This window comes from Leeuwenhoekiella aestuarii (assembly GCF_004104055.1).
GTDB lineage: Bacteria > Bacteroidota > Bacteroidia > Flavobacteriales > Flavobacteriaceae > Leeuwenhoekiella > Leeuwenhoekiella aestuarii.
On the sequence record NZ_QOVJ01000001.1, the window covers coordinates 23,963 to 47,858 of the forward strand.

A 23,896-nucleotide genomic window follows, 5' to 3' on the forward strand; every position below is an offset into this window, starting at 1 on the left:
AAATACCATACTTCAACTGTTTTTAAAAATGTAAACCGTAATTTCACCTCCTCAAAAGTTCTTTACTTTATTTTTTCATCTAACGGAATAGGTTACACATAACGTGCATTAATAGGGAATCTGGTGCAAATCCAGAGCTGTCGCGCAACTGTAAGTAACATACACAAAGCTTTACCCGTAGTAATCCACTGTCTTTATAATCTGGATGGGAAGGATGGTAAACGCTGTTATAAGTCAGGAGACCTGCCTGTTCCGCTAGGGCTTTGCTTTCGCGATCTGAAGCTTGTAGTCTGGTTTGATGCTCCTTTTTTATAGGATAGGTATATCCTGTCCTAAAATTACTGCATCAAAACGCCCTTTCTTCTTCTCATCTTTTAGCAAAGCCGAAATACGGCAACGAACTTTTAAATCAAATTTTTTAATTTAAAAGTTATTCAAATGCAAACGCACATTCTGGGCTATCCGCGAATTGGTAGTCAACGTGAGCTCAAAAAAGCCTGTGAGCAGTATTGGTCAGGCAAGATCAATCTTGATGATTTACATCAAGTGGGGGCAGCGATTAGACAAAGTAACTGGAAGCTTCAACAGGAAGCCGGCATCGATTTGATCCCGTCTAACGATTTTTCGTTTTACGATCAGGTATTGGATATGTCGCTTACCTTCAACGCAATTCCAGACCGGTATCAAGAGCTGATTTCTAAAAAAGAAATCGCAAAACAAGAGCTATACTTTGCGATGGCCCGTGGTTATCAGCAAGACGACCTTGACATCACCGCAATGGAAATGACCAAATGGTTTGATACCAATTACCATTACATCGTTCCTGAATTCAAAAAAGATCAGGAGTTCAAACTCTTTTCAAATAAAGCTTTAGATGAGTTTTTAGAAGCTAAAAAAGCTGGGATTCTAACAAAACCTGTTCTGCTTGGACCTATCACCTATTTAGTGCTGGGTAAAGAAAAAGAAGCTGGTTTCAACCGTTTAGATCTTATTGATAAGTTATTGCCCGTGTATATTGAGGTTCTTAAAAAGCTTCAGGATGCCGGTGCAGTTTGGGTACAATTAGATGAACCCTTTCTCGCTCTTGACTTAACTGCTAAAGAAAAAGAAGTCTACAAGAAGGTATATAACGAACTTAAAAAGCAATTGCCAGAGTTGAAAATTCTTCTGGCTACGTATTTTGAGGGATTGAAAGAAAATCTTGATCTCGCTGTTTCCCTTCCCGTTTGTGCATTGCATATTGACTTGGTTCGCGCACCTCAACAATTACAAGAAGTATTAGATAAAACTCCAAATGATTTAACCCTCTCTTTAGGTATTATTGATGGCAGAAACATCTGGAAAAACGATTATCAAGATTCGGTAGCTTTTATACGGAAAGCGCTTAAAAGCAAAACTTCTAATCGAATTATGATTGCTCCAAGTTGCTCCCTGTTACATGTGCCTTGTGATCTCGATCTAGAAACCAATGAAACCGTTTTAACTCCTGAAATTAAAAACTGGTTGGCTTTTGCAAAACAAAAGCTTGAAGAACTAGCGACCCTTAAAGCTATTAGTGAGGAAGATGATGTCAACGCCGTTGCTACTATGGAAAAGCTTCACGTAAATCTTGACGCCTTAAAAAGCAAAAAAGAATCGCAACGCATTCATAAGCCTGAAGTCAAGCAACGTACTGCACGCATAACAAAAAAAGACGCTCAGCGGAACAAGGATTTTTCAGAGCGAAAATCAATACAGCATAAAGCACTTAAACTGCCGCTATTCCCTACTACAACAATAGGTTCTTTTCCGCAGACTAAAGAAGTTAGAAGCTGGCGTGCTCAATTTAAAAAAGGAACTGTAAATGCTCTAGAGTATGAAAATCTACTTTTAGAAGAAACCGAGCAATGCATACGATGGCAAGAAGAAATTGATCTGGATGTTCTGGTTCACGGGGAATTTGAACGCAATGATATGGTAGAGTATTTTGGCGAACAACTCAATGGCTTTGTATTTACAAAAATGGGTTGGGTACAGAGCTATGGAAGCCGTTGCGTTAAACCTCCTATTATTTATGGAGATATAGATCGTCCCGAAGCGATGACCGTAAAATGGAGTTCCTACGCCCAAGGTCTAACTTCAAAAATTGTAAAAGGGATGCTGACCGGACCGGTTACTATTTTACAATGGAGTTTTGTACGCAATGATCAGCCTCGTTCTGAAACCTGTAACCAGATTGCATTAGCGATTAGAGATGAAGTCCTTGATCTTGAAAAGGCGGGGATCAGAATTATACAAATTGATGAACCAGCGATTCGCGAAGGACTACCCCTTAGAAAAACAGAATGGCAGGCCTATTTAAAATGGGCAGTAAATGCATTTTGTATTTCGGCTGCCGGTGTAAGCGACCAGACACAGATACACACGCATATGTGCTATTCTGAGTTTAATGACATCATTGAGCATATTGCAGCAATGGATGCTGATGTGATCACGATTGAATGTTCACGCTCTCAAATGGAATTGTTAGATGCTTTTGCAAAATTTGAGTATCCTAATGAGATAGGCCCTGGTGTGTATGACATTCACGCACCCCGTGTTCCATCGGTAAAAGAGATGGTTGCCTTGATGGAAAAAGCAAAACTGGTAATTCCGGAAAAACAGTTGTGGGTAAACCCTGATTGTGGTTTAAAAACCCGCCATTGGGAAGAAACACGTAAAGCTTTAGAGGCAATGGTAGAAGCTGCTAAAACGCTACGCGTAGCATCAGAAAAAGAACGTTTAGTGACTCTTTAAACATAACTGTTTAAGCACACTACCTCGAAGGCAATCCCAGGAGGCATTTGTTAGAAACAAATTTTCAGTTTCGTGGCAATCCTCTGAGGTTTTAAACCCTTTGGTGATGCCAATAAAAAAAGGCGACCTCATAAGGTCGCCTTTTCTACTATAAATAACTTGAATTACGCTTTTAGATCAAAACGGTCTAAGTTCATCACTTTAGTCCAGCTCTTCACAAAGTGCTTTACAAAACGCTCACCAGAATCCTCTAATGCATACGATTCTGCTAAAGCTCTCAATTCTGAATTGGAACCAAAGATTAGATCAACACGGGTACCGGTCCATTTTTTCTCACCGGTATTGCGGTCACTACCTTCAAACAGGTTATCATCTTCTGAAATTGATTTCCAGGTTGTGTTCATATCTAAAAGATTCACAAAGAAATCATTAGTCAATGTTTCTGGCTTATCCGTAAATACACCGTTGTGAGATTTATCAAAATTAGTATTCAATACACGCAGACCACCTACAAGCACAGTCATTTCTGGAGGAGTAAGCGTCAACAGCTGAGCACGATCTATTAAGAATTCTTCAGCTTTAATACTGAAAACATCTTTTAGGTAATTTCTAAAACCATCAGCAACCGGTTCTAAGGCATCAAATGCAGAAGCATCTGTTTGCTCCTCAAGGGCATCTGTGCGACCAGGAGTGAACGGCACTTCGATATTATGGCCTGCATTTTGAGCTGCTTTCTCTACAGCTGCGCTACCTGCCAGTACAATAAGATCTGCAATTGATACTTTCTTATTTCCGCCTTGCGAATCATTGAAAGACTTCTGAATCCCTTCTAAGGTTTTCAATACTGCGTCTAATTGCTCCGGATTATTTACATCCCAAGTTCTTTGTGGTGCAAAACGTACACGCGCTCCGTTTGCTCCTCCTCGTTTATCAGAACCTCTAAAAGTAGAAGCTGAAGCCCAAGCCACAGAAACCAATTCTGATATTGAATGACCTGCGTTAAGAATTGTATTTTTTAATTGTGCAATATCTACTTCTGAAACCAATTCATAAGCTACCGCTGGAATAGGATCTTGCCAGATTAAATCTTCCTGAGGAACTTCAGGTCCTAAATAACACGCTTTAGGTCCCATATCACGATGTGTCAATTTAAACCAGGCACGAGAATAAGCATCTGCAAATTCTTCCGGGTTTTCCATAAAATGTCTTGATATCTTCTCGTAAGCAGGATCAAAACGTAAAGACAAATCTGTGGTCAACATAAAAGGTGCGTGCTTCACTTCAGGTCTGTGCGCATCTGGTACAGTACCCGCACCTGCATCACCTTTAGGTTTCCATTGGTGAGCACCCGCCGGACTTTTAGTTAATTCCCACTCGTAACCGAATAAGTTTTCAAAATATTTATTGCTCCATTGTGTTGGAGTATCTGTCCACGCTCCTTCTAATCCACTGGTGATGGTATCTGCTCCTTTACCAGAGCCAAAGTTATTTTTCCATCCCATTCCCATAGCTTCAATACCGGCTGCTGCAGGTTCTGCTTCTACATACTCTTCAGGATCTGCCGCACCGTGGGTTTTACCAAAGGTATGCCCCCCTGCAATCAAAGCTACAGTCTCATAATCGTTCATCGCCATACGCCCAAAAGTCTCACGGATAAAATGCGCTGATTCAACAGGGTCTGGATTTGCATTATGACCTTCAGGATTCACATAGATCAATCCCATATGCGCAGCGCCTAAAGCTTTTTCTAATTCACCACCTTCATAACGTTCTTTATTGCCTAACCATTCGGTTTCTGCTCCCCAATAAACTTCTTCTGGTTCCCATACATCTTTACGACCTCCGGCAAAACCATACATCTTAAGCCCCATAGATTCATGGGCACAGTTACCGGCTAGAACCAGTAAATCTGCCCAAGAAAGTTGGTTACCATATTTCTTTTTAATTGGCCATAATAATAGCCTTGCTTTATCTAGATTGGCGTTATCTGGCCAGCTATTAAGCGGAGCGAAACGTTGTTGACCACTACAAGCACCACCTCTACCGTCGTGTATACGATAAGTACCGGCTGCGTGCCACGCCATACGGATAAAGAAAGGCCCGTAATGCCCGTAATCTGCAGGCCACCAGTCCTGACTGTTAGTCATCACATCATACAAATCTTGTTTTACAGCAGCAAGATCTAATGATTTAAATGCTTCAGCATAGTCAAAATCTTCATCCATAGGATCTACTAAAGATGAGTTTTGCTTAAGTATATTTAAGTTCAACTGGTTTGGCCACCAATCTCTATTTGTAGTTCCCTGACCCGTAATATGGTTCATTTCCCCATTAAGAAAAGGACATTTTGCTGATTCATTTACGTCCCAAACTTTTCCGTCTGTTCCGTGATCTTTGCTATTTTGATTTTCCATAAATATGTGTTTATTAGATGTAAATTCTGAAGTAAAGAAATACAATATTAAAAACAAGATTTAATAGTTTTGATTTATAGTTTTTATAAATCAATAAACTTTACTTATTTAAAACGATTGAATTCTTTAATTTTCCCTCAATTTACTGAATTCCAAGGAAATTTTGTGAAGACTTAAATTCAAATTATTGTTATGATTAAGTTTAGAATTTCAGTAAATTTTATGCTCCTAAAAATCTTTTATTATGAAAAACAAGATTTTGCTTATCATAAGTATGCTCTTCGGATTGATGTTTATTAATAGCGGATTGAATAAATTTTTCAACTATATGCCTATGCCAGAAGACATGAGTCCAGAAATGCTAGAAATTTTCAATGCATTTACAACCATTGCCTGGCTTATGCCACTTATTGCAGTTGTAGAGGTTTTAGGCGGAATACTGGTTATGTTTAAACAAACCCGTGCTTTAGGGGCTGTTATGCTCTTCCCTATTTTAATAGGTATACTATTAATTCATATTTTAAATGAACCCAGCGGCTTAGTGATCGCTTTACTATTTTTTGGGATAGACATCTGGTTTCTTTTTGAAAGTAGAGATAAACTAAAGCCTTTATTCAATAAATAGTTTTTTGTGATGTGCTAACTTGCTGCTTATTCAACTGCTTTGTCTATGCATCCTAATGAGGAAATTCTAGAGACTTTTTATAGTTCTTTTAAAAATCACGATCCGCAAGCAATGACTGCTTGCTATTCTAAAAACATCATTTTTGAAGATCCTGTTTTTGGTAGCATTCGCGGTGAACGGGCCATAGCAATGTGGTTTATGCTCAACGAGCGTGGTGGTGATGGTCTTAAAATTGAATACAGCGAGATACAAGCCAACGATTATAACGGGAGTGCAAAGTGGACGGCTACTTATTTATATGGACCGCAAAAAAGAAGAGTAGTTAATCACGTTGTGGGAACCTTCAGTTTTCAAAATGGAAAGATCGTACAACACACAGATCACTTTGACCTTTATCAATGGAGCAGACAAGCTTTAGGGTTTAAAGGCTTACTTCTAGGCTGGACGAAGTTCATGAAATTGAAAATTCAGCAACAAACCAGTAAAGCGCTTTCTAATTATTTGCATAAAATGAAATCCTTTCAGGAAGAAGCTTAGGTCAGTCCTGCCTTTGCTTGAAAAGCACCAGGAGAAAGTTTATTCATTCGTTTAAAGACTCTATTAAAATAGGATCTACTTTCAAAACCGCATTCTAAATAAACATTTTTTATTTTACGCTTTGGATCTTGTAATAAGCTCACCGCAAGTTTAATTCGCTCGGTATTGATAAAATCTACAGGAGATATCCCTAATTCATTTTTAAAGACTCTGTAAAAATTAGACTCACTCATACAGGCTTTTTTACTTAAAAAAGCTACAGAAAGAGATTCGTTTAAATGCGCTCTGATGTATTGAATTATAAAAGCCAGTCTATTATCACTACTCAATTTAAGAGCTTTGTCGGTGTAAATTTTTCGGTTATTAGTTTGTAAAATACGCACAATCAACTCCTGAAGCATATTGTCTACAAAAAAATCTTTAGAAGGGTGGTTTTCTGTAAAAAGATACAGCAAACGCTGTAATATTTGAAAAATCCCAGCATCATTGGTAAAATGAAAATTGTAATCCATCAAGCTCCATTCTCTACCTTCATCTTTACTCATATTCTCATTCATCAAGGTCAATACATTCTTGATTTTTTCTTCTGCAATAGCCATTGCTAAACATCTGGTAGGATTGCGCTCTTGAGCATCCGGGAAATCTATACACATCAATTCATCTGCAGGAAGTATCAATGATTCACCCGGTAAAAAATCGAAGCTATTATGATCCCGCAGGTGCATGATTTTTTTACCATGAAGCATGCTCGCCAAAACCGGTTTATCAAATTGAAGCAACACCCGCTCCGCTTGCTGATGTGTCTCAAATACATGCATCGCTGCATTATTTAAGGTATATGAAGTCTGATTTTCTACCAGATTTTCAAGTTTTCGGTTTTTATAAAAAGATTCGGGCAATTGCATGATCAAATTGTACTATTCTTAAACGAGACTCCTTTCTGTATTAAATATACAATTTATCAAACCTAAAATTAACAAATTATCAAATTTTGAGAGAATTGTACACTTTTTTGATAGAATAGGTCAACCTATCAGATAATGAGTTACTTAACTTTAAATCACTTTAAAATGCACCCTGCATTTTTCTATATAAAAACCTCAACAATTCAACGTATAATTTCTTAAAAACAAATCTTATGAGTGATGTAAAAACTGCTTCCGCAAACGTTATAGAGAAGCCAAAATTTAAAGATCAATATGAAAATTTTATAGGTGGAAAATGGACTTCCCCTATAAAAGGACAGTATTTTGAAAATGTGTCTCCTGTGGACGGAGCCAACTTTACTAAGATTCCTCGTTCAACAGCCGAAGATATTGAGAAAGCAATAGACGCTGCTTGGGCTGCCGCCCCGGAATGGAACAACTCAGCAGCAGCGTACCGCAGTAATTTATTATTAAAGATTGCTGATGTGATGGAACAAAATCTAGAAGCGCTTGCACGCGCTGAAACCTGGGATAACGGTAAGGCAATACGTGAAACGATGGCTGCCGATTTACCACTGGCTGTAGATCATTTTAGATACTTTGCCGGTGTTATTAGAGCAGAAGAAGGCTCGGTTAGTGAATTAGATAGCAATACGGTCTGTCTCAACGTTACAGAACCACTGGGTGTTGTAGGGCAGATAATCCCTTGGAATTTCCCAATACTTATGGCGACCTGGAAACTCGCGCCTGCTCTTGCCGCCGGTAATTGTGTTGTTCTTAAACCTGCAGAGCAAACCCCAGTAGGCATACTAATTTTAATGGAATTGATTGAAGATATCTTACCCGCAGGTGTACTCAATATCGTAAACGGTTTTGGTGCCGAAGCCGGTAAGCCTCTCGCCTCTAGTTCTCGTATTAACAAAATTGCATTTACCGGAGAGACCACGACCGGTCAGCTAATTATGCAATATGCTTCAAAAAACATAACTCCTGTAACCCTAGAACTGGGTGGCAAATCACCTAATGTTTTCTTTGAAAGTGTAATGGATGCAGATGATGAGTTTTTTGACAAATGCCTAGAAGGGGCAACCATGTTTGCTTTAAATCAAGGTGAAGTTTGTACATGTCCCTCACGACTGTTAGTACAAGAAAGTATTTTTGATGCTTTTGTAGAACGCGTAGTAGAGCGTACCAAAGCTATAAAACTAGGTCACCCTTTGAGTCCCGATACGATGATGGGAGCTCAGGCTTCTAATGATCAATATGAGAAAATATTGAACTACATCAAGATTGGTAAAGAAGAAGGAGCCGAGGTACTTTGCGGTGGTGGTGCTGCTTACAATGAGGGCCTTGAAGGCGGTTATTATATACAACCTACTATCTTGAAAGGAAACAATAAGATGCGTGTTTTTCAAGAAGAAATTTTTGGACCTGTTTTATGCGTGACTTCTTTTAAAGATGAAGCTGATGCCATAGAAGTTGCAAACGACACACTTTACGGTTTAGGAGCAGGAGTATGGACGCGTGATACCCATCAGGCATACCAAATCTCTAGAGCTATAAAAGCAGGACGTATTTGGGTAAATAATTATCATAATTACCCTGCTCACGCACCCTTTGGAGGCTATAAGAAGTCTGGTATTGGTCGTGAAAACCACAAAATGATGTTAGCTCACTACCGTCACACTAAGAACATGTTAATCTCTTACGACAAAAAAGCAATGGGCTTTTTCTAATAAAATAAAGTTTATGACAGAACGTGTTGAAGTAACAGAAGCAGCTAAACAGATTATAGATCAACTGCGGGAAGAACATGGCGAATTGATGTTTCATCAAAGCGGTGGTTGTTGCGATGGCTCATCTCCTATGTGTTTCCCCAAGGGAGATCTTATGATCAATGAGACAGATGTTTATCTGGGGACTATACACGGGTGTGAATTTTTTATGTCTAAAGACCAATTTGAATATTGGAAACACACACAACTCACTGTCGATATTACTTCAGGTCGCGGATCTAGTTTCTCTTTAGAAATACCATTAGGGATTCGGTTTGTAATCAAATCTAGGTTGTATAGTGAAGAAGAAGCAAAAGACCTCAGCCCAACCCGTAGCGGTGAAAACTAAATAAATTGAACTGCAAAAAGCCTCCCGTCGGGAGGCTTTTATTTTATCAATAATGCTTTGTATTATCCTACTCGCAAACCATTTTTCACAGGCATATCTGGATTTAGAAGCGTTACTTCACCACCCTCTACAGCGCCCAGCAAAAGACATTCGCTCATAAAGTTTGCAATCTGTTTTTTAGGAAAATTCACAACCGCAATAACTTGTTTTCCCACAAGATCTGTACGCTCATATTTTTTTGTTATCTGAGCTGAAGTTTTTAAAACTCCAATTGCTTCTCCAAAATCTATTTGCAACTGGAATGCGGGTTTTCTGGCTTCAGGAAAATCACTTACGGTCATAATGGTCCCAACACGCATTTCTACGCGTTCAAATTCAGACCAACTTAAATCATTTGCCATTAATGCTCTATTCTAAGCTTTTCGATCATTTCTTTTGAGATCTGACCGCTATACGCTCCATAAGCATCCACTAACAATCCTTTTTCTCCGCTGTGGGTATTGATCACGTATAAAACACTATTATCTCCGGGATCGGTCATTCCTTCAAAACGCATCGCATCTTCTACTTCGATCTGACCTGCAGTCCAGGTCTTTTTATGCGCTTTAGATTCGACACCATCATCTACTAAATTAAAATCTGTATCGTATCCTTTACTCTGTAAATCTTCAATCGCTTTTGATAGCGAACTATATGTATTTTTCATAATATCTTGGATTTTGATTAAAGTTACGAAGGCTTTAAACCGAGCCCAAAGATTTAAAACAACTTTAGTATTTGTAACACTTCACAGCTTTTACCGACCTATCTTGTAGTTTATACAGAAGATTTAAAACTATGGCAAGAACTTCATCAAATATGCTACAACTGGGCACTAGCGCTCCTTTCTTTTCATTGCTCAACCCACTTACTAACAAGCACGTCACGTTGACCGAAGCTGCCGGAGAACGCGGTACCGTTATCATGTTCCTATGCAATCATTGCCCTTTTGTAAAACACGTGAATGATGAGATCGTGCGCATCGCAAATGATTACAGAGTTCTGGGGTTTGGTTTTATCGCAATAAGCAGCAATGATGTGGAGAACTATCCAGAAGACAGTCCCTGGTTGATGCGTGACAATGCCCGCAAGTATAATTACTCTTTTCCCTATTTATATGATGAAAGCCAGCAGGTTGCTAAAGATTACGATGCAGCGTGTACTCCCGATTTTTACCTATTTGATGCCGAATTGAAACTCATATATCGCGGTCAGCTTGATGATTCTAGACCGGGAAATGGTATTCCCGTAAATGGAAGAGATTTACGCGAAGCTCTTGATAATGTATTTAATAACAGAAAACAAAACGAACTACAAAAACCCAGTTTAGGCTGCGGTATCAAGTGGAAACCTGAAAACTAAGAGGTTTATGTTTGACCACATTCATCCTTACGCGCCCTTTAATCTTAAAGAAGCTACAAAACTTATTGTAGGTACCTTACCTCCACCTCGATTTACAACTGGCGAATTACTTCCTGAAGATGTAGACTTTTGCTACGGAAGCAAAAACGGAATGCTCTGGCCTATTTTAGATAACATTTTTGATCTTAATCTGGTCTATGAGAATACTGCCCAGGCCATTGACCAACGATGCCACTTTTTGAAAAGAAATAAAATTGGCGTTTGTGACATTGTAGCTTCGGCAAAGCGAAATAAAATAGATGCTTCAGATCTGGGAATGCAGGAAGTAGTGCTACGCGATCTCATCACATATTTAAGAACACATATACAAATAGATACTTTAATCTTTACGGGCGGAAATAGCAAGAACGGCCCTGAGTATTTTTTTCGTCGTCAGGCTAAAGAAAATCAACTCAAATTAGATGTTGTTTCCAGTAAGGTACCGCGTATTCATCAATTTAAACTATATGGCAGAACTGTAAAAACGGTCTCACTCACCGCTCCTTCCGGGGCAGCTAACAGAGCCATTGGCAGTATGAAGCAATACAAAGACCAAAAATTAAAAAATCCGCAGTTTAATACTTTTGATTTCCGAATTCAGCAATACCGTGAATTCTTTGAGAAGTCTTAAAGAATCAACATCTCCAAACTTGTAATAATTCTTAATTTTAGCTTTCTCAATATTCTATTCTAATGAAAATATCCCTACTCAGCTTAGTTACAATTTTAGTTTTGGCTTGCGCCGAAAAGCCAAAACCGGAAGATTTTGACCTCACAACTCCATTTGAGAAAGGGGATGGCAACCAAACACCAACCTATCAGGAAGTGATGGATTATTATGCTGATCTCGACGAAGCTTATGTAGCGATTAAAACCTATGAAATAGGTTCTACAGACAGTGGCAAACCACTTACTCTTGTAACTTTTAATACGGATCGAACTTTTGATTCTGAATTTTCAGACGCAAAAGATGTGACACGAATTCTCATCAACAACGGTATTCATCCTGGAGAATCTGATGGAATAGACGCGACAATGATGCTGATGCGAGATCTGGCAAATGGTACTATTGACGCTCCTGAAAAAACCTGGATCGGTGCAATCGCAATTTACAATACCGGCGGTTCCCTAAGCCGAAATACCGGCACACGTGCCAATCAAAACGGTCCAGAAGAATACGGTTTTAGAGGAAATGCTCAGAATTATGATCTCAATCGGGATTTTGTAAAAGCAGACACCCGCAATGCACGAACCTTTGCAGACATCTACCACATGATTGATCCTGATGTGCTGATAGATAATCACGTAAGTAATGGTGCAGATTATCAATATGTGCTCACGCATTTATTTACACAACACAATAAATTAGGCGGCAAACCCGGCGCGTATTTACACGAAGAATTGCAACCCCAATTAGAGAAAGATTTAGCTGAAAAAGACTGGCCGATCACACCATATGTGAATGTATTTAACCAGGTACCGGAAATTGGTTTTTCACAATTTATGGACTATCCCCGGTACTCTACAGGTTACAGCACCTTGTGGAATACATTTGGAATGATGGTAGAAACACATATGCTCAAGCCTTATAAACAACGTGTTGAAGGCACCTACGAATTGATGAAATCTATGCTAAGCATCGTTGAGAAAGATGGCGCTAAAATGCAACACCTCAGAAGAGAACAAGATTCTTTGTACAAAAGCGGTTCTTTAATTGGAAAAAACTACGCATTACATTTTGACATTGACAGCAGTAAAACAACAACGCTCGCTTTTTTAGGATATGAAGGCGTACAACAAACCAGTTCTGTTACCGGCATGCCACGCTTAAAGTACAACAGAGACAAACCTTTTGAAAAAGAGGTTACCTATTACAACTATATGAAGCCTGTTAAGGAAGTAAGCATCCCCCGTGCTTATATTATTCCTCAAGGCTGGCATCAAGTAATTGAGCGTTTGAAGGAAAATGAAATTCATTTTGAACGTTTTAAAAAAGACAGTATTCTAACTGCTGAAATTTATCACATTGCCGATTATCAGACGCGATCTCAAGCTTATGAAGGTCATTACCTGCATTCCAACACAGAAGTAACAACCACAAGAAAAGAAGTTGCTGTACGTGCCGGGGATTATCTTGTAGAGACAAACCAGTCTGGCTTGCGCTACATTATTGAAATGTTAGAGCCCTCTGGCATAGATTCCTTTTTTAACTGGAATTACTTTGATACCATTTTGCAACAAAAAGAACATTTCTCACCATATGTCTGGGAAGACCGCGCTCAGGAATTATTAGACTCAGATCAAAAGTTGAAAGCGGCATTTGAAGCTAAAAAGCAAGATGACACATCATTTGCTAAAAACTGGTATGCGCAACTGGAGTGGATCTATGAGCATTCTTCAAACTACGAAGAAGCTTATTTACGCTACCCGATCTTTAGGGTTGCTAATTAAATATTCTTTTGGGAATAACAGCTTGATGTTCTCGTAAGATTTAGTCAGTGCCTTTTGAGATTTTTCAAAATTCTTCCAACGAACTTTTTTAATACCTTCAGAAGGCTGTGGTTCTAAAGCTCCCTCATAATCTGAAGTCATCTTATACCAGTAAGTCTCTTTAAGTTTAAACTTTCCGCCTCGTTTAAAAATGTGATATGTAATCGTAATAAGATCACCTAGCACCAGATTTTGGCAACCTGTCTCTTCACTTACCTCACGTATGGCACATTCTTCAATGGTTTCTTTTTTTTCCAATTTTCCTTTTGGCAAATCCCATTTTCCATTGCGTTTGATAAAAAGAATTTCAGAATGCTTGTTAAAAACCATTCCACCACCGGCGATAACTACAGGAAGTTTTTTCTTCAAAAACTTGAGTAATTTACTGCCTTTAGGGTGATAGAGATTGATGTGCGTGAGTTGACCACGATTCACCTGTTTAATAATGCTTTTTATTTTTGCACGTTTTATAGGAATGGATGTGTAATTTTCTCCAATATACTTTTCAGTTGAAAGTATTATCGGCACATCATTTACAAAAACTTTATACATTTGTACCATGATCTTAAAAAAGGAAACAGCTAAAAAAACAGCTGAGTTGTTATTGCAAATTAATGCAATTAAATTACAACCACAAAACCCCTTCACGTGGGCCAGCGGGTGGAAATCACCTATTTATTGCGATAACCGCATTACCTTGTCGTATCCGCACATACGCAACTACTTACGAGAAAACATTGCTAACCAAATAGAACAGCTTTATGGCAAGCCAGATGTGATCGCAGGTGTTGCGACAGGCGCCATAGGTATAGGCATGCTGGTTGCAGACTTCTTGAACCTGCCTTTTATCTATATTAGGCCAGAGGCGAAAAAGCACGGACGACAAAATCAAATCGAAGGAAAATTAGAGCCTGGTCAATCTGTTGTTGTCGTTGAAGATCTTATCAGTACCGGCAAGAGTAGTCTTATGGCTGTGGAAGCATTAAAAGCCGCTGAAGCCAATGTAAAAGGGATGCTGGCTATTTTTACCTATGGTTTTGATATTTCTAAAACCAATTTTGAAGAATATGGTATAGACTTGCACACACTAAGCGACTATGAACATCTTTTAGAGCAAGCTTCAGACACACGATATATTTCAGAAAAAGAACGCTTAACCTTGCAGACCTGGCGTCTTTCTCCAGACACCTGGGAAGCTGCAGCCTCAGAATAAATACTTAACGCTTAATTTCAAATTTTTACAGACTACTAAACCTATGTATATAGAAAGCCCTAAGAAAACCATTGATAAAAGTCCTGAAACAATTTTCAACTTTCTTATTGATGTGAATAATTACAAACAATTGATGCCAGACAGCATTAGTAAATTTGAAATTTTAAGCGACAAACGTTTCCTTTTTGCCCTAAAAGGAATGCCGGATATTGTTTTAGAATTAAAAAATAGCGTGCCTTTTAATAAAGTAGTTTTAGGTGCTGCGAGTGAAAAATTACCTTTTACACTAACTGCAAACATTAAAGAACTTACTGAAAAAAGCAGCGAGGCATATTTTGAATTTGAAGGTGAATTTAACGCGATGATGTCTATGATGATCAAAGGACCTATCACAAAATTCATTCAAACGCTCACCGAGAACTTGCAAAAAATCTAATAGAGCAGTTTAAGTTCTTTGAGGTCAAACTCTTTGTAAAGCTCATCTTCCAGTTGTAAGATGAGCTTTCCTGTTTTTGATACTTCGGTTATGATACCGGTGAAAAGCTCGCCACTATTGGTTTTAAAAGTTGAAACTTTTCCTTTTCTAAAAAGTTTGTCTTCATATTCAGTTTTGAGCGTTTCAAATGCACCTTGCGTGATAAGTGCAACGTATTTGTAAAACTTGATTATGAGAAACTCTAAAACTTCTTCTAGGTCAAAAATCTTTCCGGTTTCTAAAGCTAGCGAAGTTGCACGTGGTGCATGTTTAAATACTTTCTGATTGATGTTGAGCCCAACACCAATTATGACAGCATAAAGACCATTACGTATCACACTTTCTATAAGTATACCGCAAATTTTAGATTTACCTGCCAATATGTCGTTTGGCCATTTAACAGATATATTCATAACACCAAACTCTTCTAAAACCTCATAAATAGCAAGCGAAGTTGCCATTGTAATGTAAAAAGATTTACCCACCGGCAAACCTTTTACACGCTTAAACACACTAAACGTTAGGTTTTTACCCGACTCTGACTCCCACGAAGCACCACGTTGTCCTCTACCCGCTCTTTGGTCTAAAGTCCAGACCAGAACATCACTTTCTGAGTCGAACTCTTTTGTATAGGCTCTTAAGTACGAATTTGTAGAAGTTGTGGCATTAAGTTTGACTACTTTCATGCTGTAAATAGAATGGCTTAAATGTTATCACAAGAAACACTATGAAACAAAATTGTAATAACTTTGCCAGACTAAAAAAGATTTAATGGCAAAAAAAGAAGTAAGTACAGATCAACTAATTACAACTATTCTAGAAGGGATTGAAGAAGTGAAGGGTCAAAACATTGATTTATTAGACCTTAGGGAGATAGAGAACATGGTTTGTGACTACTTTATCGTATGCAATGGTACTTCTAATACGCAGGTTACTGCCATTGTAAATTCAATTCAAAAAACCGTAAGCAAAAAACTTAAAGATAAGCCCTGGCACGTAGAAGGCACGCAAAATGCTGAATGGGTGTTGATGGATTATGTACACGTTGTGGTACACGTTTTTCAAAAGCATATCAGGGAATATTATGACATTGAAAGCCTTTGGGGAGATGCCAAAGTAACTTCAATTGAATCAAATTATTAAAAAAAATCAATGGCAGACAAATCAAAAAAGCCCGCTCCTAATAAGCCTAAATTTAGCGCTTGGTGGATTTACACCGCGATAATACTTGTATTCTTAGCGCTCAACTTTTTCAGCAGTAGTTCTGATCACGGCAATCCTAAAGAGATTCTTGAAAATCAATTGTTGACCTTTATTAAAGATGGTGATGTCAAAAGAATTGACATAAACAAATCAGCCAGTAATCAGGTTGCATATATCTATCTAACTGATGAAGCAAAAAATAAGGATAAGCACACAAAGCCTGCAAATAATGGCATGAACTTTTTTAATAGTACCGGTGGCGCTGAATATGAATATCGCTACGGAACTCTTGAAAATTTTGAGAATTCATTAGCTGCTTTGAAGGATGAAAATAATTTCAAAATTCAATATCTCAAGCCAGAAAACAATATGTTTAGTGATATTCTAATCACATTGCTTCCTATTGCGATTATTATTGGTATTTGGATCTTTATAATGCGCAGAATGTCTTCTGGCGGTGCAGGGGGTGCTGGCGGTCAGATTTTCAATATAGGAAAATCTAAAGCGAAACTTTTTGATGAAAAAACCGATGTCAAAACATCGTTTAAAGATGTTGCTGGTCTTGAGGGAGCTAAAGAAGAAGTACAGGAAATTGTAGATTTCTTAAAGAACCCTGAAAAATACACAAATCTTGGAGGCAAAATCCCAAAAGGAGCATTACTCGTAGGACCTCCGGGAACTGGTAAAACTTTACTTGCAAAAGCAGTTGCCGGTGAAGCTAAAGTACCTTTCTTTTCGCTTTCTGGCTCTGACTTTGTAGAGATGTTTGTAGGTGTTGGTGCTTCTCGGGTACGTGACCTTTTTAAACAAGCAAAAGAAAAATCTCCTGCTATTATTTTTATTGATGAGATTGATGCGATAGGTAGAGCTCGTGGTAAAGCTAATTTTAGTGGATCTAACGATGAACGTGAAAATACATTAAACCAACTTCTAACAGAGATGGATGGTTTTGGAACAAACACTAATGTTATCGTTATTGCTGCTACTAACCGTGCAGACGTTTTAGATACTGCATTGATGCGTGCCGGTCGTTTTGACCGTCAGATCTATGTAGACCTTCCTGACGTTAGAGAGCGTAAAGAGATTTTTGAAGTACACTTGCGTCCACTTAAAAAAGTGGCTGAAGAGTTAGATACAGAATTTATGGCTAAACAAACACCTGGATTCTCTGGTGCAGATATTGCCAATGTGTGTAATGAGGCTGCTCTTATCGCTGCACGGCAAGGCAAATCAGCCGTTGGTCGTCAAGACTTTTTAGATGCGGTAGATCGTATAGTAGGAGGACTAGAAAAGAAAAATAAAATCATCACTCCAGACGAGAAAAAAGCAATTGCTTTTCACGAAGCTGGTCACGCCACTGTTAGTTGGATGCTTGAACACGCTGCACCTTTAGTAAAGGTCACGATTGTTCCTCGTGGTCGTTCATTAGGAGCTGCTTGGTATTTACCAGAAGAGCGATTAATAGTACGCCCTGAACAGATGCTTGACGAGATGTGTGCTGCTATGGGTGGTCGTGCTGCCGAAAAAGTAACCTTTGATAAGATCTCTACAGGAGCCCTTAGTGACTTAGAAAAAGTGACTAAACAAGCTCGAATGATGGTAACTACTTATGGTTTAAACGATGAGATCGGAAACTTAACGTATTACGATTCTTCAGGGCAGAATGAGTATAACTTCAGTAAGCCTTACAGTGAAAAAACTGCAGAACTTATTGATAAAGAAATTTCAAAGATTATTGAAGAGCAATATCAACGTGCTATTCAAATCCTTGAAGACAATAAAGATAAATTGAATGAACTTGCAGAAGTTCTTCTAGATAAAGAGGTGATTTTCAAAGATAACTTAGAAAAAATATTCGGAAAACGCCCTTTTGACAAAAACATCGAAGCTGAAACTAAGAATCTTCCTGTAAGCGAAAGTTAGAATCTTAGCATTTGCAATCAATATAAAATCTTAACTTGACACGTTGTTGAGTTAAGATTTTTTATATTTGATAGAATCCTAAATTTAGACGAATATCCACTCATTTATGAGTATCTTAAAAAAGCTTTTTAAGCAGAAAATTTCGCCAAGCGCAGACAAACCCGAAGGTTCTACTAAAGAACGAGGTAAATATATGCCTGATGTCACCGCTCCGGCAGATGAACGCTTTACTAAACATTTCATCCTCAATGGCGGTAAATTTTTGTACTGTGTAGATATGGATGAAGTTCATGAAAGTTTTGACAACATCCTTCTTGAAAACGATTGGTACGAGCAAGACGTCTATTGTCTTGATAACAAATTAGAAGATCTCTTTAAAGGCTATAATTTAAAATTTGGCAGAGAAAAAGAGGCAAAGTTCTTTTTATCAACTTGTGAAAATCTAATTGCAGATGATGGCAGTCTCTTAATCTCTTCAAATCAAATCAAAGAGAAAAAATTAAAAGAGCTTCCTCAGAACTTAGTAATATTTGCAACAACAAGTCAAATTGTAAACAGTATTGGCGAAGGTTTAAGAGGCATTAAAAAGAAAAACACAGGACAAATACCTACAAACATCACCACGATTAAAAATTTTGAACCTAAAGAAGGGGCAAAAGATTTTATGAGCTATGGCAGTAGTGCAAAAAATCTTTATTTATTACTACTAGAAGATTTGTAGTATGCGCGAAATTACCGTAAGAGCACTTTCCGGCTTTTTATATGTTGTCATCTTATTGTTTTCCATTTTCTATTCAGAGAAATGGTACATCCTGTTGTTCTTACTCTTCGGTATTATCACCTTGCGTGAATTCTTAAGACTCATTGGTTTTCAGTTTTGGTACACTTATTTGATACTGATCTCTTTTATTCTGTTTTTCAGTTATTATAAAGTTTCAAAAGTTGCAACACTAGTTCTTCTAGGGCTAACTGTAGCTACCGGAATATATTTAATGAAAAATCTTTTCAGCGAAAAACTTAGAAAATACCGGAAACTTCAAAAGTTACACATTACCATATTTTATATCATTGCCAGCTTTGTATTTTTAACCTTACTCCCTTCACACGGAGATGATTTTTCTCCATACACCGTTGCTGGTTTATTTATCCTAATATGGACAAACGATACTTTTGCTTTTATTGTAGGTAAAAGTTTTGGACGCCATAAATTATTTCCGAGTATTTCTCCTAAAAAAACAATTGAAGGCTTTTTTGGAGGGCTCGTTTTTGCTTGTATTGCCAGTTATTTTATTCATAAATTTACAGACAGCCTTAACTTCAACATCTGGCTATCGCTTGCGGTAGTAATGAGCACACTAGGGACTTTTGGTGATTTAATAGAATCTAAACTAAAACGTGAGGCCGGCGTTAAAGACAGTGGAACCCTGATGCCAGGGCACGGCGGATTATATGATCGTTTAGATAGTATTTTGTTTGCTAGTCCATTTATTTATTTGGTTTTAATAGTATTTGAATATGTTTCATAAAGAAGGTTATACCATAATTATCATAACACTACTTATTGTTGCTGTTGGATTTATAGCGACACAAACCTGGGTATCTCCAGTTTGGCTGCAATATGTATGTTATGGGGCTTTAGCCGTGCTACTCATACTCATACTTCAATTTTTCAGAAATCCTACCCGAACTGCAAATGGTACTATTGATGAGATTATTGCCCCTGTTGATGGTAAAGTTGTAGTTATTGAGGAAGTGTACGAACGTGAATATTTTAAAGAAAATCGTTTACAGGTTTCAATCTTTATGTCTCCCATAAATGTTCACGTAACAAGATACCCGGCTGCAGGCGAAGTAGTTTACAGCAAATACCACCCGGGCAAATATCTTGTTGCCTGGCACCCTAAAGCTTCTGAAGAAAATGAGCGCACCACTGTTGTTGTTAGAACTACAAGCTTTGGAGATATATTATACCGCCAAATTGCAGGAGCAATGGCTAAACGCATTGTAAATTATGCTAAAAAAGGTGACAATGCTGTTCAGGGAAAGGACAGTGGATTTATAAAATTTGGTTCCCGTGTTGACTTATATTTACCTGTAGGCACTCCCATTGCAGTTAAACTCAACCAGAAAGTTAAAGGTGCAGAAAGCATCATCGCCACCTTAAAGTAACCGCTAGTTTTGAATAAAGAAGAATTAGAAAGAGCGTTTCAGGATGCTGCCAGAAAAGCAAGTGAAACCAAAACGGTTTTACCTCCAGACATTCAGTTGTTGCTTTATGCTCATTACAAACAAGGTAATCAAAAAAGCAAATTGATACCGGTAGAGAATATTAAAGAAAATGATCTGCGTAGTGCTTTTAAATACAACGCTCTTATTCAGATAAAAGGTCTTTCTGCTACAGAAGCAAAAAAGGAATACATCAGACTTGTAGACCAATATATTCCTCATTAGGTTAAAAACAAAAAACCCTGAGCACAAACTCAGGGTTTCCTATATTATATATACTTATATTCTGTTACTTTAAAGCCGCAAGTCGCTTTTCAAGCGCATCTATTTTCGCCTGAGCATCCGCTTGCTTCTGCTTTTCTATAGCAACCACTTGCTCTGGAGCATTGTTTACAAAACGCTCATTAGAAAGCTTTTTAGAAACTGAATTCATGAAGCCTTTTGTATATTCTAATTCTTCAGTGATTTTTGCGATTTCAGCATCTACATCTATCGCTCCAGTCAACGGAATAAAGTATTCGTTAGCCTTTACCCTAAAGGAAAGCGCTCCATCTTTACTGGCCTCTGTTGCTTCAATCTTAGATAGATTACACAACTTTATAATAATGTCATCGTAACGTTCTGAAAAGCCTTCCGTATTCATTACAAACAGCTCAAGCTCATCTTTAAAGGAAATATTCTTCTCTTTTCTAATCGCTCTAACTCCAGTAATTACTTGAGTTGCCAATTCAAAATCTGCTAAAATTTCGGCATTTCCAGTTTCAATTTTAGGCCATTGATTAATAATCAACGCCTCTTCTGGAGTACGATCTGTTATATTTTGCCAAATTTCTTCCGAAGCAAAAGGAGTAAATGGATGTAGGATACGCAGGTTATTTTCTAAAGCTTCAATAACCGCATCAAAAGTTTTCTTATCAATGGGTTTACCGTATTCAGGTTTTACAACCTCAAGTAACCAACTACAGAAATCATCCCAAACCAACTTATATGTGGTCATCAGCGCGTCGCTAATACGATACTTACTGAAATGATCTTCAATCTCTACTCCAGCCTGTTTGAAACGTTCTGTATACCACTCTAAACCTTTAATGCTGGCTTGAGGCTGTTCTATAGTAGCGTCTACTTCCCACCCTTTAATAAGTCTAAAAGCATTCCAGATTTTATTCACAAAGCCTTTACCCTGCTTACAGAGATCTTCATCAAACAACAAGTCATTTCCGGCAGCTGCACTTAATAGTAAACCAACACGCACACCATCTGCACCATAATCATCAATAAGTTTCATCGCATCTGGCGAATTCCCTAGAGACTTAGACATTTTACGGCGGTCTGCATCACGAACCAATCCGGTCAAATACACATTTGTAAATGGCTTTTCACCGGTATACTCATACCCTGCCATAATCATACGCGCAACCCAGAAAAATAAAATATCTGGTCCCGTAACGAGGTCATTAGTCGGATAGTAGTATTTAAAATCTTCGTTATCAGGGTTTACAACTCCGTCAAAGACACTCATAGGCCACAACCAAGAAGAAAACCATGTATCCAGCGCATCTTCATCCTGACGTAAATCAGCATCGGTTAAGCTATTTTTTCCGGTTTTCGCCTTCGCGGAAGCTAAAGCCTCTTCTCTGTTTTTAGCAACAACAAAATCTTCTTTACCATTACCGTAATAATAAGCCGGTATCTGCTGCCCCCACCATAATTGACGTGAAATATTCCAGTCTCTGATGTTTTCCATCCAGTGACGATAGGTATTGTCAAATTTCTTCGGAAATAAATTTACTTCTTCCGTCTCGAGAACCGCTTTAATAGCCGGCTCTGCAAGATCTTTCATCTTCAAGAACCACTGATCAGAAAGCTTTGGCTCTATTACAGCTTTTGTACGTTCTGAAGTTCCTACTTTATTGGTATGTGTTTCAGTTTTTACTAAAGCACCAGAATCTTTAAGTTCTTTTACAATTTCTTCACGAACCACAAAACGGTCTTTACCCGAATAATGTAACCCGTATTCGTTCAAAGAAGCATCATCATTGAAGATATCAATTACATCAAGACCGTGCTTATCTCCCAACATTTTATCGTTCTCGTCGTGAGCCGGAGTAACTTTTAAACAACCAGTACCAAACTCTAAGTCAACATATTCATCTTCAATAATAGGCACACTACGGTTAACAATAGGTACAATTGCTTTTTTCCCTCGTAAATGAGCAAAGCGCTCATCATTAGGATTGATGCAAATAGCAGTATCTCCAAAAATAGTTTCAGGTCTCGTCGTTGCGATGGTTAGTACCTCACCACTATCTTCTAATTTATAATTTAAATAGTATAAATATCCCTGACGCTCCTCGTGAATAACCTCCTCATCAGAAAGTGTTGTTTGAGCTTCAGGATCCCAATTTACCATACGATGGCCGCGGTAAATAAGTCCTTTATTATATAAGTCAATAAAGCTTTGAATAACACTGGCTGACATGGTGTCATCCATCGTAAAACGCAAACGTTCCCAGTCGCAAGAAGCTCCTAATTTCTTAAGTTGATCAATAATAGTCCCACCGTATTTATCGGTCCATTCCCAGGCATGCTTTAAGAATTCTTCACGAGTAAGGTCACTTTTATTGATTCCTTCAGCCTTCAATTTTGCAACAACTTTAGCTTCAGTGGCAATAGACGCGTGATCTGTACCAGGAACCCAGCAAGCATTAAGGCCTTTTAAACGCGCACGACGTATTAAAACATCTTGAATGGTATTATTCAGCATATGCCCCATATGTAAAATACCCGTCACGTTAGGTGGTGGTATTACAATGGTATACGGCTCTTTATCATTAGGTTCTGAATGAAAATAATTATGTTCCATCCAGTAGTCGTACCACTTTTGCTCAACATCTTTTGAGCTGTATTTTGAAGCTAATGCCATTCTTGGTCTAATTTTTGTCTATAAGAGTGCAAAAGTACTTATATACTAAGGATTTTAAAAAGAACCGAAGCATTAAAAAAACAACTTTTAAGGAAGCAATTAAGATTAAAAAACAAGGCTCAACCATAAAAATGAGCTACATTTTTGCACAAACATCAGAATAGGCTTACTTTTATGCTTCATTAACACTTAGAATTATGAAAAAAATCGTTTTAATACTTGCTGTAGGTCTAATGACTTTAGGTTTACAAGCTCAAGAAAAGAAAGCTGCGATTACTTTCGAGACAGACGTTATTGATTATGGCGAAGTTGCTCATGGAGGAGATGGTACCCGTGAATTTAAATTCACAAACACAGGTGACGCACCTTTGGTAATCTCTAAAGCGTATTCAACGTGCGGTTGTACGGTACCAAGCCCACCTAAAGATCCAATTGCTCCAGGTGAAAGCGACGTGATTAAAGTAAAATATGACACCAATCGTTCACCGGGTCCAATACGTAAAACCATAACGGTTTATACTAATGCTTCGGCTGAACCATATACGTTAAAGATTAAAGGTACTTTATTACCTGCATCTAACTAAGGAAACTTATTAGACTTA

The 23,896-nt window shown here is 38.0% G+C and carries 24 protein-coding genes and 1 riboswitch; of the genes, 17 read left to right on the plus strand and 7 right to left on the minus strand.

The annotated features are described in order from the left end of the window. The first annotated feature begins 72 nt into the window (after positions 1-72). Positions 73-265: riboswitch (cobalamin riboswitch) on the plus strand. Between the two features lie 173 nt (positions 266-438). Beyond that, positions 439-2,775: a 5-methyltetrahydropteroyltriglutamate--homocysteine S-methyltransferase gene (gene metE / locus DSM03_RS00120; RefSeq protein WP_128762999.1), complete on the plus strand. Its 2,337-nt coding sequence runs from the start codon at positions 439-441 to the stop codon at positions 2,773-2,775. Between the two features lie 164 nt (positions 2,776-2,939). On the opposite strand, the gene katG is transcribed toward metE, so the two are convergent. Next, the gene (katG, locus tag DSM03_RS00125) at positions 2,940-5,189 is read right to left on the minus strand and encodes a catalase/peroxidase HPI (RefSeq protein ID WP_128763000.1); all 2,250 of its coding nucleotides are present in this window, start codon (positions 5,187-5,189) and stop codon (positions 2,940-2,942) included. Between the two features lie 244 nt (positions 5,190-5,433). Here katG and DSM03_RS00130 point away from each other — a divergent pair, with 244 nt between their 5' ends. Both DSM03_RS00130 and DSM03_RS00135 read left to right on the plus strand, forming a co-directional pair. Then, complete coding sequence (locus DSM03_RS00130) at positions 5,434-5,814, plus strand: MauE/DoxX family redox-associated membrane protein (protein WP_128761353.1); 381 nt, start codon at positions 5,434-5,436, stop codon at positions 5,812-5,814. 45 nt (positions 5,815-5,859) lie between these two features. After that, positions 5,860-6,351, plus strand: coding sequence for a nuclear transport factor 2 family protein (locus tag DSM03_RS00135; protein ID WP_128761354.1), 492 nt, complete (start codon positions 5,860-5,862; stop codon positions 6,349-6,351). On the opposite strand, the gene DSM03_RS00140 is transcribed toward DSM03_RS00135, so the two are convergent. Beyond that, a complete protein-coding gene (locus DSM03_RS00140) occupies positions 6,348-7,256 on the minus strand; it encodes an AraC family transcriptional regulator (protein WP_128761355.1) in 909 nt (302 codons plus the stop codon). The genes DSM03_RS00135 and DSM03_RS00140 overlap by 4 nt on opposite strands. 233 nt (positions 7,257-7,489) lie before the next feature. Here DSM03_RS00140 and DSM03_RS00145 point away from each other — a divergent pair, with 233 nt between their 5' ends. After that, a complete protein-coding gene (locus DSM03_RS00145) occupies positions 7,490-9,013 on the plus strand; it encodes an aldehyde dehydrogenase family protein (RefSeq protein ID WP_128763001.1) in 1,524 nt (507 codons plus the stop codon). 13 nt (positions 9,014-9,026) lie between these two features. Further along, a complete protein-coding gene (locus tag DSM03_RS00150; protein ID WP_128761357.1) occupies positions 9,027-9,401 on the plus strand; it encodes a DUF779 domain-containing protein in 375 nt (124 codons plus the stop codon). A gap of 62 nt (positions 9,402-9,463) precedes the next feature. On the opposite strand, the gene DSM03_RS00155 is transcribed toward DSM03_RS00150, so the two are convergent. Further along, on the minus strand, positions 9,464-9,802 hold the full coding sequence (locus DSM03_RS00155) for a tRNA-binding protein (protein WP_128761358.1): 339 nt from the start codon (positions 9,800-9,802) through the stop codon (positions 9,464-9,466). Further along, a complete protein-coding gene (locus tag DSM03_RS00160) occupies positions 9,802-10,107 on the minus strand; it encodes a phosphoribosylpyrophosphate synthetase (RefSeq protein WP_128761359.1) in 306 nt (101 codons plus the stop codon). Before DSM03_RS00160 ends, DSM03_RS00155 begins: the two co-directional genes overlap by 1 nt. Positions 10,108-10,238: 131 nt before the next feature. Between DSM03_RS00160 and DSM03_RS00165 the strand changes: the two genes are divergently transcribed. The 3 genes from DSM03_RS00165 to DSM03_RS00175 all read left to right on the plus strand — a co-directional run bounded on the left by DSM03_RS00165 (position 10,239) and on the right by DSM03_RS00175 (position 13,292). Next, complete coding sequence (locus tag DSM03_RS00165; protein ID WP_128763002.1) at positions 10,239-10,802, plus strand: thioredoxin family protein; 564 nt, start codon at positions 10,239-10,241, stop codon at positions 10,800-10,802. 7 nt (positions 10,803-10,809) lie between these two features. Then, positions 10,810-11,472: a uracil-DNA glycosylase family protein gene (locus DSM03_RS00170; RefSeq protein ID WP_128763003.1), complete on the plus strand. Its 663-nt coding sequence runs from the start codon at positions 10,810-10,812 to the stop codon at positions 11,470-11,472. A 62-nt stretch (positions 11,473-11,534) separates the two neighbouring features. Continuing rightward, positions 11,535-13,292, plus strand: a complete 1,758-nt coding sequence (locus tag DSM03_RS00175) for a M14 family metallopeptidase (protein WP_128763004.1) — start codon at positions 11,535-11,537, stop codon at positions 13,290-13,292. On the opposite strand, the gene DSM03_RS00180 is transcribed toward DSM03_RS00175, so the two are convergent. Beyond that, positions 13,260-13,883, minus strand: a complete 624-nt coding sequence (locus DSM03_RS00180; RefSeq protein ID WP_201740388.1) for an NUDIX hydrolase — start codon at positions 13,881-13,883, stop codon at positions 13,260-13,262. The genes DSM03_RS00175 and DSM03_RS00180 overlap by 33 nt on opposite strands. A 7-nt stretch (positions 13,884-13,890) precedes the next feature. Between DSM03_RS00180 and pyrE the strand changes: the two genes are divergently transcribed. Then, complete coding sequence (pyrE, locus tag DSM03_RS00185) at positions 13,891-14,544, plus strand: orotate phosphoribosyltransferase (RefSeq protein WP_128761364.1); 654 nt, start codon at positions 13,891-13,893, stop codon at positions 14,542-14,544. A 43-nt stretch (positions 14,545-14,587) separates the two neighbouring features. Continuing rightward, positions 14,588-14,980, plus strand: a complete 393-nt coding sequence (locus DSM03_RS00190) for an SRPBCC family protein (RefSeq protein ID WP_128761365.1) — start codon at positions 14,588-14,590, stop codon at positions 14,978-14,980. On the opposite strand, the gene DSM03_RS00195 is transcribed toward DSM03_RS00190, so the two are convergent. Further along, positions 14,977-15,705, minus strand: coding sequence for a biotin--[acetyl-CoA-carboxylase] ligase (locus tag DSM03_RS00195; protein WP_128761366.1), 729 nt, complete (start codon positions 15,703-15,705; stop codon positions 14,977-14,979). The genes DSM03_RS00190 and DSM03_RS00195 overlap by 4 nt on opposite strands. 85 nt (positions 15,706-15,790) lie before the next feature. Here DSM03_RS00195 and rsfS point away from each other — a divergent pair, with 85 nt between their 5' ends. The 6 genes from rsfS (at position 15,791) to DSM03_RS00225 (ending at position 20,596) form a co-directional block, all read left to right on the plus strand. Further along, the gene (gene rsfS, locus DSM03_RS00200) at positions 15,791-16,162 is read left to right on the plus strand and encodes a ribosome silencing factor (protein ID WP_073100547.1); all 372 of its coding nucleotides are present in this window, start codon (positions 15,791-15,793) and stop codon (positions 16,160-16,162) included. Between the two features lie 9 nt (positions 16,163-16,171). After that, entirely contained in the window at positions 16,172-18,145 is a 1,974-nt protein-coding gene (ftsH, locus tag DSM03_RS00205; RefSeq protein ID WP_128761367.1) for an ATP-dependent zinc metalloprotease FtsH, read from the plus strand. A gap of 106 nt (positions 18,146-18,251) precedes the next feature. Next, positions 18,252-18,866: an LUD domain-containing protein gene (locus DSM03_RS00210; RefSeq protein ID WP_128761368.1), complete on the plus strand. Its 615-nt coding sequence runs from the start codon at positions 18,252-18,254 to the stop codon at positions 18,864-18,866. A gap of 1 nt (position 18,867) precedes the next feature. Continuing rightward, positions 18,868-19,671 (plus strand): phosphatidate cytidylyltransferase, encoded by an 804-nt coding sequence (locus DSM03_RS00215; RefSeq protein ID WP_128761369.1) that lies wholly within the window; start codon positions 18,868-18,870, stop codon positions 19,669-19,671. Beyond that, positions 19,661-20,314, plus strand: coding sequence for a phosphatidylserine decarboxylase family protein (locus DSM03_RS00220; RefSeq protein WP_128761370.1), 654 nt, complete (start codon positions 19,661-19,663; stop codon positions 20,312-20,314). The genes DSM03_RS00215 and DSM03_RS00220 overlap by 11 nt, the downstream gene beginning before the upstream one ends. Positions 20,315-20,323: 9 nt before the next feature. Beyond that, entirely contained in the window at positions 20,324-20,596 is a 273-nt protein-coding gene (locus DSM03_RS00225; RefSeq protein ID WP_128761371.1) for an acyl-CoA-binding protein, read from the plus strand. Positions 20,597-20,660: 64 nt separating this feature from the next. Here DSM03_RS00225 and DSM03_RS00230 read toward each other — a convergent pair whose 3' ends face one another. Beyond that, positions 20,661-23,294 carry a valine--tRNA ligase gene (locus DSM03_RS00230; protein ID WP_128761372.1) on the minus strand — a complete coding sequence of 878 codons (2,634 nt, stop codon included), beginning with the start codon at positions 23,292-23,294 and terminating at the stop codon, positions 20,661-20,663. A 197-nt stretch (positions 23,295-23,491) separates the two neighbouring features. Here DSM03_RS00230 and DSM03_RS00235 point away from each other — a divergent pair, with 197 nt between their 5' ends. Next, positions 23,492-23,878: a DUF1573 domain-containing protein gene (locus DSM03_RS00235; RefSeq protein ID WP_128761373.1), complete on the plus strand. Its 387-nt coding sequence runs from the start codon at positions 23,492-23,494 to the stop codon at positions 23,876-23,878. Positions 23,879-23,896 lie beyond the last annotated feature (18 nt).

Excerpts from the sequence above, each read along its gene's own strand:
- DSM03_RS00160 (WP_128761359.1), bottom strand. The coding sequence starts at position 10,107 with ATGAAAAATACATATAGTTCGCTATCAAAAGCGATTGAAGATTTACAG.
- ftsH (WP_128761367.1), top strand. The coding sequence starts at position 16,172 with ATGGCAGACAAATCAAAAAAGCCCGCTCCTAATAAGCCTAAATTTAGC.
- DSM03_RS00220 (WP_128761370.1), top strand. The coding sequence starts at position 19,661 with ATGTTTCATAAAGAAGGTTATACCATAATTATCATAACACTACTTATT.
- DSM03_RS00150 (WP_128761357.1), top strand. The coding sequence starts at position 9,027 with ATGACAGAACGTGTTGAAGTAACAGAAGCAGCTAAACAGATTATAGAT.
- pyrE (WP_128761364.1), top strand. The coding sequence starts at position 13,891 with ATGATCTTAAAAAAGGAAACAGCTAAAAAAACAGCTGAGTTGTTATTG.
- metE (WP_128762999.1), top strand. The coding sequence starts at position 439 with ATGCAAACGCACATTCTGGGCTATCCGCGAATTGGTAGTCAACGTGAG.
- DSM03_RS00130 (WP_128761353.1), top strand. The coding sequence starts at position 5,434 with ATGAAAAACAAGATTTTGCTTATCATAAGTATGCTCTTCGGATTGATG.
- DSM03_RS00180 (WP_201740388.1), bottom strand. The coding sequence starts at position 13,883 with ATGTATAAAGTTTTTGTAAATGATGTGCCGATAATACTTTCAACTGAA.
- DSM03_RS00155 (WP_128761358.1), bottom strand. The coding sequence starts at position 9,802 with ATGGCAAATGATTTAAGTTGGTCTGAATTTGAACGCGTAGAAATGCGT.
- DSM03_RS00235 (WP_128761373.1), top strand. The coding sequence starts at position 23,492 with ATGAAAAAAATCGTTTTAATACTTGCTGTAGGTCTAATGACTTTAGGT.
- DSM03_RS00165 (WP_128763002.1), top strand. The coding sequence starts at position 10,239 with ATGGCAAGAACTTCATCAAATATGCTACAACTGGGCACTAGCGCTCCT.
- DSM03_RS00140 (WP_128761355.1), bottom strand. The coding sequence starts at position 7,256 with ATGCAATTGCCCGAATCTTTTTATAAAAACCGAAAACTTGAAAATCTG.
- DSM03_RS00215 (WP_128761369.1), top strand. The coding sequence starts at position 18,868 with ATGCGCGAAATTACCGTAAGAGCACTTTCCGGCTTTTTATATGTTGTC.
- DSM03_RS00190 (WP_128761365.1), top strand. The coding sequence starts at position 14,588 with ATGTATATAGAAAGCCCTAAGAAAACCATTGATAAAAGTCCTGAAACA.
- DSM03_RS00145 (WP_128763001.1), top strand. The coding sequence starts at position 7,490 with ATGAGTGATGTAAAAACTGCTTCCGCAAACGTTATAGAGAAGCCAAAA.
- DSM03_RS00175 (WP_128763004.1), top strand. The coding sequence starts at position 11,535 with ATGAAAATATCCCTACTCAGCTTAGTTACAATTTTAGTTTTGGCTTGC.
- DSM03_RS00195 (WP_128761366.1), bottom strand. The coding sequence starts at position 15,705 with ATGAAAGTAGTCAAACTTAATGCCACAACTTCTACAAATTCGTACTTA.
- DSM03_RS00135 (WP_128761354.1), top strand. The coding sequence starts at position 5,860 with ATGCATCCTAATGAGGAAATTCTAGAGACTTTTTATAGTTCTTTTAAA.
- DSM03_RS00170 (WP_128763003.1), top strand. The coding sequence starts at position 10,810 with ATGTTTGACCACATTCATCCTTACGCGCCCTTTAATCTTAAAGAAGCT.
- DSM03_RS00230 (WP_128761372.1), bottom strand. The coding sequence starts at position 23,294 with ATGGCATTAGCTTCAAAATACAGCTCAAAAGATGTTGAGCAAAAGTGG.
- rsfS (WP_073100547.1), top strand. The coding sequence starts at position 15,791 with ATGGCAAAAAAAGAAGTAAGTACAGATCAACTAATTACAACTATTCTA.
- katG (WP_128763000.1), bottom strand. The coding sequence starts at position 5,189 with ATGGAAAATCAAAATAGCAAAGATCACGGAACAGACGGAAAAGTTTGG.
- DSM03_RS00210 (WP_128761368.1), top strand. The coding sequence starts at position 18,252 with ATGAGTATCTTAAAAAAGCTTTTTAAGCAGAAAATTTCGCCAAGCGCA.